The sequence below is a fragment of the Saprospiraceae bacterium genome (assembly GCA_016709995.1).
GTDB lineage: Bacteria > Bacteroidota > Bacteroidia > Chitinophagales > Saprospiraceae > JADJLQ01.
Genome location: JADJLQ010000002.1, coordinates 978449 through 997614, shown reverse-complemented (window position 1 = coordinate 997614; position 19166 = coordinate 978449). Strand labels below are relative to the sequence as shown.

The window sequence follows — 19166 nt, the reverse complement described above, 5'->3', positions numbered from 1 at the left end:
CTTCATTTCGGGCCGCTGGTCGTATTGGTTGCTCCTCCTCCGGTGCTGCTATTATAATTTTCTAAAGGTTGGCCCGGAGCAAAATTGCTCGCGGGGATCTCTACCAGGTATTGACCGGCGATCAAACTATCAAATACATATTTTCCATCGGAGTCGGTGATCACGCTATCTATCGTCACGCAGACTGACATACCTCCCGTCGTATCCACATAGTGTAATATCACCTTGACGCCAGGGATCGCCGATTCTCCCAGATCCATTTTCCCGTTATTGTTCGCATCAACAAATATTTGGTTGCCGATACTGTGTAATGGTACAAAGCCAAAGTCTACTGTCAGATTGCTATTGATGTTTCTGGCTCCACTCATATCATACGTAGTATCAGTCAATCCTGTACTACCATCTATTTCTGCGATGGGCTCATTGCCATTCAGTGAAATCGTATCACTGGTCACCGAGCTGGCAAAATTGGTATTGCCTCCACGGATACCATTGTCATCATTGTCTGTATCATCATCCGGATCATTGGGTACATTTTTGTCTTCATACGGACTGCCTGTCTTAGTCGTCAGATCAGAGCCCCCTCCTGTACTGCTGGCATATTTTTCCAATGGCTCACCCATTGCAAAATTATTGGCTGTGATCTCGACGATATAATCTCCCGCTATCAAGGTATCGAAAAGGTATTTTCCTGCCCCGTCTGTGATCTGCGTATCTACTGCTACACATCCACTTTGGGTCACTATATGCAGCACCACTTCTACTCCAGGTATACCCATCTCACCTGCATCTACCAATCCATTGTTATTCGAATCGATCCATACCAGATTTCCGATACTATGCATGGGTAATAATCCAAAATCAATCGTCAGGTTATTATTGGCATCTGATGTAGTGCCATCATTATACGGGTTTTCATTCAATGGCTCTCCGTCACCCAAATCAATCGTGTCCGTAGCAATCAATCCGGCTAACGGACCTACCGTATACTTATTGGTTATACCATTATCATCCAGATCGGATGGCTCTCCATCCGGATCATTGGCAAGACTTGCTGGATCATCATATGCACTGCCCGCTTTTGTCGTCAGATCCGATAAGCCTCCAGTGCTACTCACGTATCCTGCATAGACTCCTCCTGCATCAAAATTAGATTGCGATAGCGCTAAAATGTACTTTCCGGCCAATAAACTATCAAACAAGTATAAACCATTGACATCTGTCGTATCATAGCCTATCAGCTCACAATCCATGGTCGCTGGATTATAATAATGTAATTCTACTATCACCCCGGTCAACGGCATTTCCCCTCCATCATACAGGCCATTATTATTCGCATCTTCCCATACCAGATTCCCTAAACTATGTAACTCGATGAAGCCAAAGTCCATATGCAGGTTGCTATTCATATCCGGTGCAGTCGTATCAAAAGGTTCATTGGTCGGCTCGTCTTCTCCCAGGTGAAGGGTGTCACTGATCACACCCCCTGCAAACGGTCCTGTCGGTACGAAAACTCCATGATCTGTACTATCTGCCGGCGTATCTGCGTCGATCGGCATACCGGGTACTTCGTTTGGCCCATTGGTCGTATTGGTTGCTCCTCCTCCTGTACTGCTATTATAATTTTCTAAAGGTTTGCCCGGACCAAAATTGCTCGCGGGGATCTCTACCAGGTATTGACCGGCGATCAAACTATCAAATACATATTTTCCATCCGAGTCGGTGATCACGCTATCTATCGTCACGCATACTGACATACCTCCCGTCGTATCCACATAGTGTAATATCACCTTGACGCCAGGGATCGCCGATTCTCCCAGATCCATTTTCCCGTTATTGTTCGCATCGACAAATATTTGGTTACCGATACTGTGTAATGGTACAAAGCCAAAGTCTATCGTCAGATTGCTATTGATGTCCAGTGCGCCACTATTATCATCCAGTCCCGAAGTGTCATTGGGAGCAACAGGTTCATTTCCAAACAAATCCAGGGTGTCTGAGAAGACTGAACCAGGAAAATTGAGATTGCCATTCTTAGTTCCGTTATCATCATTGTCAATATCGTCATCCGGATCTGGTGCCCCTTCATATGGGCCGGAACTCAAATCAGTAGCTCCATTGCCTGTACTCGATACATATCCTGCTAAAGGTCCACCAGGATTAAAATTAATTGCCGCGATCTCCACCAGATACTTGCCTGCTATCAGGCCACTGAATATATATCCACCGAAAGGATCAGTATATTGGGTATCTACTACGGTACAAGTCATGGAATTGGGATCATAATAATGCAGGATAACCATTACATTATTTACTCCTAGTTCAGAAGGTTCTTTGAGTCCATTATTATTCACATCGATCCATACCTGGTTACCAATACTGAATTGGGACAACATAAAGGATGCCGGATCTTCGTCATCTTCATCGGTAGCGGCAAGTGTATCTCCGGGCATACCGGTTCCAATACCATCAATCGCATCATCGGATCCCTTACCTGGATTGCCTCCTCCATCATTGGTTAGAATAGTATCTGGCCATGAATCTGCATCCTTCAAAGGATCGCCATATATATCAAAAAATGAACTGATCTCAGCTACATTGGTATAGATCTGAGATAAGCTGGGAAGTATCCTGACATAAATAAAAACAGTTACGCTCTCACCCGGATACAACGTGTCGCCAGCACCCCAATTGTACGTAGCTACTGAGCCAGATGGAGTCCACCCTGAATTTAAAGCGCCGGTAACAAAAGATAGTCCTGTATACAATGAATCTGTTACAATGAAACTATCCACAGGAATATTACCCTGGTTGAAGATTTGAATGGCATACTTGATCGTGTCTCCGTAATTCAACGATGCATCACCGAGCGTATCGGAAATACTCTTACGAAGTGCCAGATCGGCAACTTCTACTAATAGAGGGTCATGGTTATCCTGATCTGTGGCGGCTATTCCATCACCAATCATTCCAGTACCATTACCATCTACATAATCATCTGCAGGGCTACCTGGTTTACCACCCTTGTTATCATATGGATTATTATTCCAGGGGCTGTCTTTGTCCTCGCTGCTGACTTCATTCGGCCCCTCATATCCCCGGCTTATTTCTGCATAATTCGTCCAGGCACTATCCACCTTGGTAAGGTTATTGACTGGCTGCAATACCAGGTATAAAGGCAAGTAGGCATTAAGTCCGGGACCGATTGGTGATTTATAAACATTTACCAAATTGGGTCCAGAAACAGACCAACCTGAATTTAAAGTAGGATCAAATACTAATCCCGAAGGTAAATAATCGGTCACTTCTATACTATCCATGGTGATGGTTCCCTGATTGGAAATTACAATCAACAAAGCCACCGTATCACCATATTCAAAAGGTCCAGATGATTGATTGACTTTGCTCAAAGCCATATCCACTATTCTGGGGAAGACAGCAGCCGGATCTTCATTATCCTGATCAGTAGCTGCAACATTTCCTCCAATAGCACCAGTGCCATTTCCGTCAATATAATTATCAGCTGGACTATCAGCCTGTCCTCCTGCATTATCATCATTGATATTGTTTAAGGGGCTATCTGCATCATTAGCACTTTGATCTACTTTGCTGGTATCGGAAGCAAAACTGATTTCAGCACTGTTGGTATACTTGGCCAGCGTGGGTTCACCAACCTGGATTAATTGCAAATAAATGCAAACAGTGGCACTATCGCCAGGCAATAAATTAGTGGAAGCACCCCATTCATAAATTGGGGTTGGGGCAGACCCGCTCCAACCCGGGTTGAAACCAGGTAAAAAGGCAAACCCATCTGGAACATAATCTGATATCACCAGGCTATCGATGATGACATTGCCCTGGTTAAAAATTTGAATATTGAATTTAAGGGTATCACCATATCCCAGGATGACATCACCCAGCGTATCTGCAATTGTTTTTCTCAGGGCTACATCGACTACTGGGACGAAGGCCGGGTCAGCATTGTCCTGATCGGTAGCAGCCACTCCGCCACCTACAGCTCCTGTCCCGTCACCTAATATAAAATCATCTGCCGGGCTGCCAGCAAGACCACCTTTGTTATCGATAGGATTGTTATTCAATGGACTGTCAAAATCCTTTGCACTCATATCCATTCCCAAGGTATCATATGCTTTACTGATTTCTGCCTGGTTGATCCAGGCGCTATCCAGTTTTGATTCGTTCGTTTCGGCCTTAAGGATCAGGTTGATGCTGATAATGGTGTCCTCTGCAGGTAACAGCCTGGCATGAATCACCCTCACTGCATTTGGTGCTGAAAATGTCCAGTCCGTATTGATACCAAACGTAAATCCGCTAGGGATATAATCGGTAACTTCGATACTATCCAGGGGTATCGTACCCTGGTTGGATACTGTGATATCAAACGTGACGGCATCACCGTATTTATAAGGCCCGGGAGTGGTCGATGAGATCGATTTTTTCAAAGCCACATCGACTATCGGTACGAGAGCAGGATCCTGATCATCTTCGTCCGTGGCTGCTACGCCATTTCCAGGTGTACCGGTGCCGTTACCAAAAATCTGATTATCTGCAGGTGATCCGACCTGGCCTCCGGCATCATTTTTAAAATTAGAATCATATCGAGAATCTGCATCTTGTGCGAAGGTGTCTCGAACAGAATTGACGATCGTGATGGCTGATGCAATCTCAGAGATATTGGTATATGCAGGTATGCCTCCTAATGTATGTACCACTCTCAAAAAGATAGATACGGTGGTATCCTCATCACCTTTCAAAGTATCAGAGCTCAAATCAATCCATCTTTGATATTCATTTACTTCTGCACCAGCTAGCCAGTTTAAACCTACATTATCTGATGCTGAATAACTCAATCCTGCCGGTATGGTATCCACTACAAGTATGCCGACAGCAGGCAGATTACCCTGGTTGTGTAGTGTAATATCAAACTGGATCAAATCATTAACGTTATAGGGACCCGGATATCCAGATGTCATTGTCGAAACCACTTTTTTGAGTGCTAAATCAAAAATCAATAACTCTGCAGGATCCTGATCATCTTCATCTGTGGCAGCAACCTCACCTCCCGGTACTCCCGTACCATCACCGGTGATCACATCATCACTTTTTGAATTGACTTTGCCTCCACCATCATTGCCAAAATTTTGATCGTAAGATCCGTCTATATCTCCTGTCTGGGGATTTCCGTTATTATCCTGAGCACCACTGATCTGGGCATAATTGACAAAATAATTGCAGGAATTATTGATAATTAATCGGATTGGAACGATTAAAGACTGACCAGGTAATAAAGGACCAGGGGCCGTATAAGTGGTCATAGGACTCGGGACTGACCAGGCCACACTTTGACTAGCGCTAAAAGTAAAACCACAAGGCAAGGTGTCCGTGATTTGAATATTTTTTGCTGTGATAGTGCCCTGATTGGTAATCGTAATATTAAATTGTATCGTATCTCCAATGGCATATCCGCCATTTTTAATACTAACTGTATCGACTGTTTTCTTGAGCGCCAGGTCGAATATATCCAGGAATGCAGGGTCGGCATTGTCCTGGTCCGTTGCTGCGACGCCGCCACCAATAGCTCCCGTACCATTACCGTTGATATAATCATCAGCAGGGCTACCGGCTTGGCCTCCTTTATTGTCATTGGGATTATTGTTTAAAGGACTATCGATATCATTTGCACTTTGATTGACCCCAAGCGTATCGCGGGCATAGCTGATCTCAGCCACATTAGTAAAGTCTGCTTTAACAGGATCACCTGGTACGTGTTGGAGGGTTGCATAAAGACAAATATCTATTGTATCACCTCTTCTAAATGTAGCTGGTTTGATAGAAACTGCCCCCATGCCCCAATCCTGACTGGCTATATTAAAAGAAGAAGTGACGGTACTCGCACCATTTTCTAAAACAGCCACCCCTGTTATATTAACGTCAGAATTATTGAAAACGGTCGTTTGCCCTGAACCTCCTGGAAGAGCGACACTTCCATCTTCATCCTGAGCCAAGAGGGTATACAAAACTTCCCCTGGGGCAGAAACAAAAGGAATAGCCAGGCTCGTAGAACCAGGCTGATCAGCAGCTGCCTGGAAAGGACCCAGTGGATTGACCTGATCAACGCCATTAAATGTCAGAGCCTGTGCAACAATTCGTCCCGTGCCAGATAAGGTAATATTAATATTTCCAATTCCGGTCGGATTGACAAGCTGATATATATACGCCCTGGCATTGTTTCCTCCTATTCCAGATCCTCCGCTGACCGTGTCCCCCACGATCGTAAGAGGTTTCCCTCCGAATGTAACTGCAGTAACAGTAGGTGGTGTACCGCTGGTCCCATTATTTCCAACTGCTATTCCAAGGAGCAATAATCTATTGCTTCCACAGCCCGGATCATAATTCACTATGCTCAGAGAGGAAACACCGCCAGATCCTGTCGCAGCGGTCAAAGGTAAAGCTTGAACTGGTGAGATATTACCCTTCCATCGATAGACAGGATTGAGCGGATCTGTTGCAAGCCATCCTTCATTGTATTGACCACAATTGGTAGCATTGACAAATTTAAACCCATTGGGTAGATAGTCCGTGACATTGAGGCTATCCATCGATACCTTTCCCTGGTTGAACAATTGCATTTTAAATTTAATGGTGTCTCCATTATTCAGTCCGAGATCACCACTGTTGTGTAAGGTATCGACGATCGTTTTCCTCAAAGCGAGATCCACGGTATCAATAGCTGGTGGGGGAGAATTATAAAAGCCAAAATCAAGGGTGTGATTGTTTTCTCCCCAATTTCCAGTCGTATAAGTAATGGTAGGAATGTTAGACACCAGACCGGCATCATTATCTCTTAAGTCAGGATTGGCAGGACCACCTGCAAAATCGGTAATCGTGAGAGAATAGCCTGTCAAATCACCGGCACCAACACCCATACCTGCATTCCAGTCGACAGCACCAATCCGGATAGTATATGTTCTATTTGGCTGAATTCCCTTTTGATTGCCTCCCAGGGATTTATTGCCATCGGCGATATTGGTCGTGTCGAAATAATAATTGCCACTAGCATCCGTAACATCGGTACCAATGAGCATACCCATATCGTATATTTCCACGGTGACATTGGGGATGGCAGCCTCACCGGGATCCTGGATACCATCATGATCAAGATCTAACCATACCCGATTACCTATTTCTAGTGGGGGTTCTATACCGGTTATCTCGATATCCCCCAGACCGTTGGCTTTTCCAAAAGTACCGGTAGAAATATCATTGGCCGATACAAACAATCGATAGCCGCTGGACGCTGTACCGTTAGTTGTAGAAAATTTGATGGTTCCGCCTTCTCGAATGACTGTTGGGTCCATAGCATTAGTGATTACTTTTCCGTCCCCTTTCAGTACAGCAACCGCTCCCAGGTGGGTTTCATTATGACAACACGCAATATTTTCGAAGTTAAAAAATTCATCACCTCCCGGCCCTTCACCATTATTAGATCCTGTATTATTATTTAGCACTCCATCACTAGTATACATTCCTCCATTTTCCAAGGTATAGACTCCTGTACCACAATTGAGACCGGCTACTAATATATCGCCTCCCGAGACTGTAAGTATAATATCACTCGTATTACCACTGAGCCATCGGTAGTTGCCCCAACCATATTGATTGGCAGTCCGGTCAGAAAATGATAACAAAAGATCTCCACGATCCGTAAATTCTAAATCAGATAAAATCGGAGTTGGATAAGTCCTGTCTTTAGCTGCGGCGTCCGTTCCCTGAGTTCGAAGGGAATCAGTCCATGGATTCCAACCCTGACCAAAATCAGGAGTAGTCCAGGTCATGGATGCCCCCTTGGTATAATTCAAAGGCATCGTAAATACAGGGGAAGCAGAAAGAGTCGGAGTAACCCCTGTTGGGGTCAATAACTCGAATACATAAGCTGTCATTTGACTTGTAGTACCATTATTTTCTCCGGTACAGACAGCTCCTATATATAATTTATCCCTATAGAACTTGGTAGCATATGGACGAAGCACTCCGTTAGTACATGGAGCAATGGGCATAGCAAAACTATCTACAGCTGTCACCGCTGTCGGTGTATAAGGGTCATTTAATGTCAGCCGGTACAACAGTCTGCTGTACAAATTCATAGAGAACAGATATTTTCCGTCATCACTGATTTCAAGGTCACCCAACCCTACCTTACCAACCTGGTCGAAAGCAGCCGGGTCATAATTAGATGTATTAGTGGATGGGAGTCCTCTTTCGGCATTGGTGCCTACCACACCAAGACCGGAAGGTTTACCGGTCAATGGATCAACTGCCCCAAGGTAAGTTATTTTTTTCCCAGGGCTTCCAATTATACTATAGGACATTCCTGATCCATATGTCGGAGCACCTGCACCTGCACGCGTGCGATGTCCGTTGGCATCCATATTGTAGAAACTGTTTGCAACAAAAGAAGTAGCTGTGGGCGTCAGAACATATATGCCCCCGGAGCCCAGTTTGCCAAGACCAACATGTCTTTTTATAAATGCAGAAGTGAAGATCTTTTTTGCCTGTTTGCTGTAAGCGACACCCCAGGTTGCTCCAATAGTATCGCCTGTTAATTTTTTAGCCGGAGTGGTGGTGCCGCTGTTGTTATAAGGAAAACCTACAAACCAGGTACCCGCTGCAACAACTCCACCTGCAAGGGGGTTCCCATTAGTATAACATGGTACATATACAGTAGTAGCTCCAGCACCTTTATTGTAGTCAGCTGGGTTATTTAAAGCAAAGTTTACAGTCGGCATCAAACTCGCGTTTACAAATTGAACTGAAGAGCCATAAGCCCCACCATTTGTCGATGTGAAATCTAACAACGGGTTCAGACAATCAGTTGTAGAATTAATAGTAAATTCCACCCGCACCTGACCAGTACAGGTCATGATGGAATAGTTTGGAACACTGCCTGAAGTCGTTGTAGTAGAACCACAAGGTGACCCGGTTGCATCAAATGCAGTTACAGTGACTCCGGGTACTAATGGTTCTCCTGCTTGCTTTATTCCATCCCCATTAAAATCACGGAAAACAGTACCGCTGATTCCGCCAGCCATCATCAAGTTAGTGTGAAGAGCACTATTGAATGAGTTTTTTAAATAGTAACCTCCGGCAGCCGCCAATATCGATGCAATTAAAATCAGTAGCGTAGAAATTCTGTTCATAATCCTTATTTGCTTAAATAATTATAAATCAATTACTTAAAAGTTTATTTAATTAAATTATTCTCAATTTTAGTCGATTTTAACATTGACTATCAATCAATTAATTGTTACAAATCTATTATTTGGTTAGAAAAATTTTATATCAATAATTAAATATATTTTTTAATTATAATAATATTTTTAATATGTAGCCAAAATAAAATATGCTCAATTTCTTTATATATAAATTTTAAATATCTTATATTAGCAAGGTCAGTCAGGCATAAATTAGAAATATGAATAATGGGTTTTGGAAAGGACATAGCGTGAGAGAGATATTTATAAGCCCTGAATCTACCTGACATCAGGCTGGAATAACCTCCAAAACCTGGCAAGGAAAAGCAGAACAAAATCATATTTGGTTAATTAGGTTTATATATATATTTGGTACATAAACCATGCCAGAAATAAAAATGCTCTCGTCAATCCGGGAAGGCTTCGATTTCCCTTTGATCAATTTTCCTTTTATAGGCTGTTAAATTTCTGGTCAGCAGTTTGAATGACTCGACAACACTGCCCATGCCAAGCTCCCTGCTGATCATGTTCGATCAATTCAATCCTACAGCCGGTCCGAAGTCTTGAGGATGTTGCGCCTGCCACAGTAAGGTCGATACCATTCGGGAACGGAGCAGGTAAGGAAAGTTTGTTTAAATCAGGTTTATTTTTATTTACCTGGATTATAGGACCAAAGGGGGTAATTAGCCAATATTGATTAATTTTTGTCGGAGTATATTTCAATACATCCGTTGCATTTACCGGGTCTTGATTTTAAACCAGTTTGGTCTAAAAGCTTCTGAAGGATATATTCAGTGTCTTTGGATAGATCATTTTTAACATTAGCTTTTTCCTCATACTTTGTTTTACGGGCAAGTTTAATTTTACCTTTAGATTGTCTCTCCAGAAAATCAACGAGGCTTTTTGCGCGGTACACCCTTAAATTTTCAATGGGCGGTGTCTCTGGTTTACGCTTGGTGATTTCAGGTACCGGTAAGCTAGAAGCCGTGTCAATGGGTGGAACCAGCTTGTGAAACAGTCTACCTGAATATACAAATTCATCTCCTGCTTTGAGTATCACTTTGTTATTTCTATTGTCGAGTTCTACTACTTCGATGCGGCCTTCTATGCCTTTAATCATGGTTTGAGTATCCTGCTCCTCTAATAAAAAAACAGTACCCAGTGCAGTAACTGCCAACCCACCACATTCTACCACAAAGGGCTTGGTTGCATCTTTAGCAACATCAAATATGGCGCCGCCTTTAAGGCTAATTTGGCGAATGGTTGCTTTATCGAGCCTGATGGGATAAGTAATCGACGAATGAGGTTGTATATAAGCCACTGATCCATCTGTCATGCGGATCGTATCGGCCTTTTCAATAGTTGTTTTTATTTCAAATTGTTTTACCGGACTTGAGAGAAAATAAATTATTAGAGAGATTACGCCCACAGCTAATACAGCAAACAATATTAATAGCCTGTGTCTATGCAAAATACTATTGGAACTGGGTGATGACAGTTCAACTGGCATCACCCCGATGTTAGATTTAAAATCGGCCCAGGAACGATCCAAATCAACCTCATGATAATCTTTGGTCTCCTGAATATTTTTTCGTATAAAATTCTCTAAATCCACTTTTTGGTTATATCATTTGGAATAAAAAACAGTTATTGCAAATATAAGTTTACCCTTTTTTGCCATATTTCTTATATAAAGACGAAGTATTTCTTAATTGTCGCATATTTCTAAATGTTTTATCGCAATATTGTTTTGTCTATTTATTAAAAAATGTATCCATGTTTTTGAGTTCATCACGCAAAATATCCAGCGCCAGAGCCATCTGGTACTCGACTTTACGTTTGGAGACTTTTAGGTGACTGGCTATTTCCTCCTGGTTGAGCCCTTCAAAATAATAAAGATGGAAAATTTCATGAGTGATAGGTTTGAATTTTTTTGAAACTTTTTCCACAGATTGCCTGAAAATAAATGGATCCAACGAGCTCTCTTCTAAATCCAAAAAGTTTTTATGGTCGCCTGTAACAAGCGACTCATTATGATCATATTTTTTGTTTCGGCGGGTAAAATCGATCATAGCATTTTTTGCGGATTGGAACAAATACGATTTTACAGGGCCGGTAATATTCAACTGATTTTTGTTTTCCCAAAACCGCAAAAAAACATTTTGAACTACCTCCTCACTGTTCTCCTTGTTAGAAAGGTAACCATTAATAAAATTCACTAACGGATTGAAAAAATGCTTATATATTTTTTCAAATTCTTCAAGCGATTCGTATGACTCAACCGGCAAAATTTTTATTGAGTTAATTTTTTTCAAGACGAATATACTAAAAGATGAAAACTATTTGGAAAATAGAAACAAGCTGAACGGATATTCTATCTATGTAAACAAAGAGCATGATGATTTTGCCCTTTGTTTCTCCTTTGTACTTAGTTATGATGTTCAATCGTTTCACTAATTTCATTAAGAAGCTGAAAACTCTTTACCAGCCTATCTGATGCCCAAATAAGTAAAGAGCTTGTCCCCCGGAGGATGCTTAGATATGACTTTTCCTGCGCTTACGAACAGCATGTGTTGCCTGCTAAAATCACCTATAAAAAAGCCCTCGACGAATCGAAGGCTTTTTTATACTGTTCTTATTTTCTTAGCTGCTTTGAAAGTTTTGCCATCTAGGGGTGTCCTATCATACTGACGCTTCGGTCAGCATGATAATTATGGAATTATTCCAGAATGATCATCTTCTTGACGGCTCTGAAAGTTTTGCTATCAAAGCTGTAGTATAATACCCCAGTTGCCTGGATGTCTCTGCGATCTATCCATACTTCCTGGTAGCCTTTGCTCCAGTCCTTTTCGATCACTTTGATCGTACGACCTGTGATGTCAGTGACTTTTAAAGTACCTCGTCCTGCTTCTGCCAGGTTGAGACCAATCACGGTTCGTTGATCAAATGGGTTTGGATAGTTTTGGTACAAGGCTGATCTGCCTGCTACTTCCTGACCATTCTGACCGATGAAGCGGATAGATACATTACCTAGCTCTCCTCTGCCCTCGTAGGACTCTGCTTTGGTATGCTGTGATCCGATTCTTAAGACATCGCTCAGTTTTCCATCAGATTGTGCGGTAAAGACCATCGTAAACAAAACTTCCCGATCAGTTAGATCTACGCTTTGAGCGCTGTTCCAGCTCATGGTGATCAGACCTTCCTGCTCCCACCGGCGGCCGATATTGTCCTCCATTACTTTTATGGATCCTGCGTCAATTTTGTCTATTGCCAATTGCTTATTGCCAATGGACATTGTGCCTTGGAAACCTGACACTCCTTTGAAGTTTGGTGAAGTAAATGCTACTTCTACCCGCTCGCCTTTGCGATAGAGTTTGTCCTGTACTTCGAAGATCAGGCCGGTTTCATTGCCTCTGATCTCTGTGCCCATGAGACTATGGGACAGGGCGCTGCTGTTGACATCTCCGATCTTCACCCCTACAAAGTCACTAGTCATTTGCTCCTTCATGTCATGTATTACATCCTCTGTCGGATAGCCCCACGGATTGTCGATGTCCGTGAATGTATGTGATTTCGGTACAAACTTCCAGCTGGTATTGTTAGGCAGTTTGTCATACAAGCCCAGGATCAGTTTGCGCAGTTCGATCAGGTCGAGCACGCTGATATCATCGTTGTTATTGATATCTGCAGCGATCATCTTGTACGCTGACTTCAACTTCTCGGTACCCAGGATATGCTTCTGTATCAGGATTAAGTCGAGCGTAGACACTCCGTTCATCGGATTGTCATCTCTCAGGGCTTTGATACTTTGTATACCACTCATCGGTAAGCTGCTGAACAGGTAACTTCCGTCACTCGCTGTCTTGAAGCTTGGGATACCAGCGCTGGATTGTCCTTTGACTTCGACGGTTGCAAACTCTACGCCTTCCTGGTCTTCTGTATATAACCTTCCTGTCACATTGGCGAACGATACCGTAGTGTCTTTACAGACTCCTCCTGGTGTGCCTCCGTTGTCCTGCAATAAAATATATGTCCTGCAGAAGTTGGCATTGCCTGCTTCGTCTGTCACCCAGATGGATAACTCGATCGCTTGCTCTCTGCCGTTGAGGATATCGCTGCACGACAGTACTCTGCTGGCTTCGGCCGTATTGCTGCTGAAGCTAAACTTCAGTTTGTCCTTCGCTGTACAGTTGTCTTCACTGGCCCGATCGAGGTCTTTGGCCCAGATCTGGATACTTCCGGTGCTTGGCATCACGACCGTCGCTACTCCATTCAGGCAGTATGGCGTCGGTGCTTTGCAATCCTTGATCGTCAGGTTCATCTGGCAAGTATCTTCATTGCCACAATGATCGCGACCGATGATCCTCACTTTATAGATTCCTGCGGCGAATGTGCCACTGATGGCACTTACATCCACTCTGGTCTCTGTACTATTATCCGGTCTTGTGATATCTACTCTGAACAGTACTTTGTCTGCGCAATTGTCTGTGCCAACTAATGGGATATTCACATTAGCTGTACAGCCACTGGTGATACCGCCCAGAGTGTACTGTCTTTGCAGGTCACTACCGGTGCCTGATGATCCGTCACTTTGATGATCTGTACGTATTTGACATATCCATCTCCATTGTCTTTGAGATTGCGGAAGATACAAGCTCTGTCTTTGTCGTTAGCCCGCAGTCTGTCATCCACGATGACATCCGGATGGATCGTATGAGCGTTTGGATCATAGATACACCAGTCGATCAAGGTCCAGGTGCGGATGATCTTGTAGCAAGCTCCATCCGTCACTGTACTGATCTCATCTTCGTAGCGCACGCCTACCTGCTCACAATCATCATCGCTGATCTGTGGAATTCCGGTTCGACTGGTATCGGTGGCATCATTTGCCTCACAACTTACTTCCAGGTCTGCAGGGAATACTACTTCAAAATCACTTCTATGTTTGACGATCACCTTTTGGATTGCTGTCACTGGGTTGCCACACTTGTCTGTCATCGTCCAGGTGCGTTGGATCCAGCCTTCGCCACAACCATTGATACTACCGCCATCCGTCACTTTAAGACTACCATCCTCTAATTTACAATTGTCCGTTATACTAAACTCATTATTTGCTAAAGTCCTGGAGGGTCTGTTTTTATCGAACAGGACCAGTTTGTCAAAATAATCTTTCGGATTTACTTTTCCAGCCTCATCCAAGCTATCCAGTAACAACCATGATCTACAATAGATCGGAGACCATTGATCGGTCGCACAACCGGTCGGATCGGCATGATCATTACCTGGAGTATGATTGACGATATACGTACTACCGCCATAATAGCCATGAATCGTGCCTTTGCCGTCTTTGACTGTACCCGGCCAGGTGGAGAATCGCTCACTTTCTGAACAGAAGGTTCTTGCATACGCACTGCCTCCCGGTGCTCCATCGCAGTATACGGTGATGTCTTGAAGACCAGCTACTACCGGTGCTTGTTTGTCATCTACCAGTACCTGTACCATACATTCATTGTACAGATGCGTTTGTGGGAAAGTGCTTCCAGCATAGTAGCCATTGGAGCCAAGTACACGGGCTCCTCCATAGGTACTTTGTAAGTTGGCATACCAACCAATGCTGGATTCTTTACATAACCAGGGTCCTTTGACCTCACAATCTTTTTTCGCAGAATTGCCATAGAAATTCTGATTGTATACGATCCTGTAATCCTGGTACGTATTGTAACAGAACCACGCATGCTCGCCACAAGACCATAGATGTGGATCTAATCTCGGCATGCTATCTGCTTCATATACTCTCATCACTACCTGGTTGCTTCCACAGTCGCTGAAATTAACCGTATCAGTGAATACATAACAATTGATCCACTGCTCTATATAGGCATCGTACCATGCTTTATTGGCCCAGTAAGCGGCTTTGCCACAACTATCAATGATGTGTTTCTCGTAGTCTGATCTCGCTTTCTCTATATCACTCATCAAAGCTGCTGCATAATGCAACTGGCTGATACAATTGTCATGACTGCCGGTATTCAAATCCCGCGCTGCTACTGCTGCCCAGCAACTTGCAGGATCTACCGTCACTTGAGTGTATTCTATACATACTGGTGTCGGTGGCGTATGGTCTATCACATTGACTGTGATTTTTCTCGTAGTAATATTATTGCACGCATCGGTCAGGGTCACAGTGATCTCTGTCCTGCCATTGCCTACCCATACACTCGCTGGCAAGCTGCCATTCGCTATCCTGGTGGCTCCTGTAGCTTCGTCCAGATAAGGATATCTATAGCTTTGGGTCACCTCACTGCAATCGGTCACTGGCAGTTTCTTCAAGTCAAATAATGCCCGACAATCGTGTGGATCAGCTGCTTTGGTTGCTAATACAGTATCTCTCGCGATCGGTGCTGTCTTGTCTTCCACCGCTATCGTCTGCTTACAGATCGTATCTCTGCCGGTACACCAGTCGGTGATGATCCAGGTGCGCAAGATCTTATACCCTCCGCCACAGACCACGATCGAATCATCTTGTTTGCCCACCGTCAACTTGCAGGTGGAGCTATTAGGCCACAATGCTTTTAACCCTTTGCTGGTTTTGACCATGGGCGCTTTGCTGCGGGCCGGATCCGTGATTCTTACTCCATTCACTTCGGCTATGCTGCAATCTACGGAGGTATCTCTTGGACATACTACACTATCTAATGTAATCTTAGCGATAAAGTATTCCTTCGTACAGCTATTGCTATTCCCCCACTGATCGGATGCGATCAACTGACGGGTCACTTTGCCTAGCAGCGTAGCACTATCACAACCATAGTCAGTGTATACTTCACTTGCGATCACTACTTTAGAGGAGTCGCCACAATTGTCTTTCACGCTGTAACTTCCTTTTGGTAGCGATGCCAACTCGAAGCAGGTGATCGTGTCAGGTCTACAATCGAGCTTTGCCCCCAACTTATCCTCTACTTTCAATGTGCCCCAACAGCTATTCTCATCACATGGAAACTTGCTGGTAATCTTATAAGTCAAGCTATATCCCAACCATTCTCTACCAATACAATTCGAGGGTAGTTTAATATTGCCTGCAAAAATTTCTATGATATAAAACTTGTCCGGCAGCAGATATTTAGCTTTCAGTACATCTTTGGCTGACAGACAATGCTGACAGTTTTCATCCATGCTGATATTGACTTTTGCGATACAGGTCAACTCTTCGCAGGGTACTAAGAATCCGAAGTCTATCGTCAGATTGCTGTTATTGTCTAAAGCCCCACTACTATCATTGGATGGAACTGATGTCTCCATGGCTGCCAATGGTTCAACATTATCATCCAGATCAATCGTGTCCGATAGAATTGATCCTGCCGGGAAGCCAGGATATCTGTCCTTTACTCCGTTGTCATCCCCGTCTATATCGCTATTGCCTGACGGTGCTCCCGGATTTTCATATGGCCCGCTGCTTAAATCTCCTGGATCGCCTGTAGAACTTAAGAATCCTTCCAGTGGTCCTCCTGGTGCGAAATTGTCTGGCGCGATCTCTACGATATACCTGCCTGCTCGTAAACTATCGAATAAATATAAGCCATTGACATCGGTATACGTTGTATCAAGAGCGATACAGGTGACCACTCCGCCCGTCGTATCCACATAATGTAACACTACTTTCACCGGTCCAAATGGAGCCTCATCTACCCTTGATCAAAAACACCATTGTTGACATAATCCAGGAATACCTGGTTGCCAATACTGTGTAAGGGTGCAAAACCAAAGTCTATCGTCAGGTTACTATTACTATCCGGCGTATTGTGCATCAAAGTATTGCCTGGTGAATATGGCGCCCCCGTAGTATCATATTCAGGATCAAACTCTGCTCCCATAGAAGGCTCTTTGCCAGAGGTGATTGTCACCGTATCACTCGCCACTGAGCCTATAGGGAATGTATTGTTGAGATTAGTTATACCATGGTCTACATCATCTACATCCCTATCCCCATCAGTCAATGTCGGATTGCCCCCTTCATATGGTCCACTGGTCAAATCATACCCTGCCGTGCTGCTGGCAAATCCTTGTAATGCGCCCCCAGCCTGGAAGTTTTTAGCGGTAATCTCTATAATATATTTTCCTTCCAATAAATACCCAAATAAATATCTGCCCGTGCCATCTGTCAATGTGGTATCCAGGGCCACACAAGACATGGCCAATTCATTGTACCAATGCAATACGACCTCAACACTATCCAATGGAACCTCTGTGCCCCGGTCATATACACCATTATTATTGGCATCCCACCATACCTGGTTTCCAATGGAGTTTAACGGTATCAATCCAAAATCGATGGTCAGATTATTGTGATCATCTGTCACCGTGGTATCATTATAAGGATTCTCTGCCAATGGCTCTGGGACATCTCCAAGGTCTATCGTATCAGAAGCAATCAGTCCATCTATGGGACTTCCAGGTGCATTCATTAAAGATCCATTGTCATTATTGTCTGTAGTTTGATCCATCCAGTTGGCATTCGTTTGATCTTCATACGGTCCATTCACAGGATCATACGAGTTACCATCACCCGTGCTGCTGGCAAATCCTTTTGCCAAGGCTCCCCCTGGTGCAAAATTGCTTCCTGAGATAGCGACGATATATCGCCCCATGAGTAAACTGTCAAACACATACAATCCATTGGCATCCGTCGTATCATATCCTATCAACCGGCATATCGTAACAGGCGTATCTTCTTCATCTACAGTATCAATGACTTTATGAAGTTCCATGACTACGCCGCTGATGACCTGTTCACGGGACGGGTCATACAATCCATCATTATTGCGATCTGCCCACACCATATTGCCCAGACTGAAGATCTCCATAAATCCAAAGTCTATATGCAGATTGCTGTTGGCATCCAACGCGGTTGTATCAAACGGCTCACCCGTAGGTTCGTCCTCTCCCAGGTGCAAGGTATCGCTGATGATGCCCCCTGCAAATGATCCTGATGGAACATAAACTCCATGATCCACACTATCTGCCGGTGTATCTGCATCGATCGGCATACCGGGCACTTCATTCGGCCCTGTACTCGTATTATCTCCTCCTCCGGTGCTGCTGATATAATTTTCTAAAGGTTTGCCCGGACCAAAATTGCTCGCGGGGATCTCTACCAGGTATTGACCGGCGATCAAACTATCAAATACATATTTTCCATCCGAGTCGGTGTCCACACTGTCTATCGTCACGCATACTGACATACCGCCCGTCGTATCCACATAATGTAAGATCACTTTGACTCCAGGGATCGCTGATTCTCCCATATCCATTTTCCCGTTATTGTTCGCATCTACAAATAGTTGATTGCCAATACTGTGCAGGGGTACAAAGCCAAAGTCTACTGTCAGATTGCTATTGATGTTTCTGGCTCCACTCATATCGTAGGTGGTGTCGGTCGATCCTGTGCTACCATCGATTTCGGTGGTGGGCTCATTGCCATTCAGTGAAATCGTATCACTGGTCACCGAGCTGGCAAAATTGGTATTGCCACCTCGAATACCATTGTCATCATTGTCTGTATCATCATCCGGATCATTGGGTACATTTTTGTCTTCATACGGACTGCCTGTCTTAGTCGTCAGATCAGAGCCCCCTCCTGTACTGCTGGCATATTTTTCCAACGGTAGACTCATTGCAAAATTATAGGCCGTGATCTCGACGATATAATCTCCCGCTATCAGGGTATCGAACAGGTATTTTCCTGCCCCGTCTGTGTTCTGCGTATCTACTGCTACACATCCACTTTGGGTCACTATATGCAGCACCACTTCTACTCCCGGTATACCCATTTCTCCTCCATCTACCAGGCCATTGTTATTGGCATCAATCCATACCAGATTGCCTATGCTGTGCATG

At 43.9% G+C, this 19166-nt stretch carries 5 protein-coding genes; all 5 read right to left on the bottom strand.

Annotated elements, in window-relative coordinates; translation table 11 throughout:
* Nucleotides 1-2: 2 nt before the first annotated feature.
* Nucleotides 3-9218 carry a DUF11 domain-containing protein gene (locus IPJ09_18255; GenBank protein ID MBK7373340.1) on the bottom strand — a complete coding sequence of 3072 codons (9216 nt, stop codon included), beginning with the start codon at nt 9216-9218 and terminating at the stop codon, nt 3-5.
* A gap of 751 nt (nt 9219-9969) precedes the next feature.
* Nucleotides 9970-10887 carry a FecR domain-containing protein gene (locus IPJ09_18250; protein ID MBK7373339.1) on the bottom strand — a complete coding sequence of 306 codons (918 nt, stop codon included), beginning with the start codon at nt 10885-10887 and terminating at the stop codon, nt 9970-9972.
* Nucleotides 10888-11026: 139 nt separating this feature from the next.
* The gene (locus IPJ09_18245) at nt 11027-11491 is read right to left on the bottom strand and encodes a sigma-70 family RNA polymerase sigma factor (GenBank protein MBK7373338.1); all 465 of its coding nucleotides are present in this window, start codon (nt 11489-11491) and stop codon (nt 11027-11029) included.
* A 500-nt stretch (nt 11492-11991) separates the two neighbouring features.
* On the bottom strand, nt 11992-13926 hold the full coding sequence (locus IPJ09_18240; protein ID MBK7373337.1) for a T9SS type A sorting domain-containing protein: 1935 nt from the start codon (nt 13924-13926) through the stop codon (nt 11992-11994).
* Nucleotides 13927-16954: 3028 nt separating this feature from the next.
* A complete protein-coding gene (locus IPJ09_18235; protein MBK7373336.1) occupies nt 16955-19165 on the bottom strand; it encodes a hypothetical protein in 2211 nt (736 codons plus the stop codon).
* Nucleotide 19166 lies beyond the last annotated feature (1 nt).

Bases quoted from the DNA above. Each gene is read 5' to 3' on its own strand.
- IPJ09_18255 (MBK7373340.1), bottom strand. From the start codon at position 9,218: ATGAACAGAATTTCTACGCTACTGATTTTAATTGCATCGATATTGGCG.
- IPJ09_18235 (MBK7373336.1), bottom strand. From the start codon at position 19,165: ATGCACAGCATAGGCAATCTGGTATGGATTGATGCCAATAACAATGGC.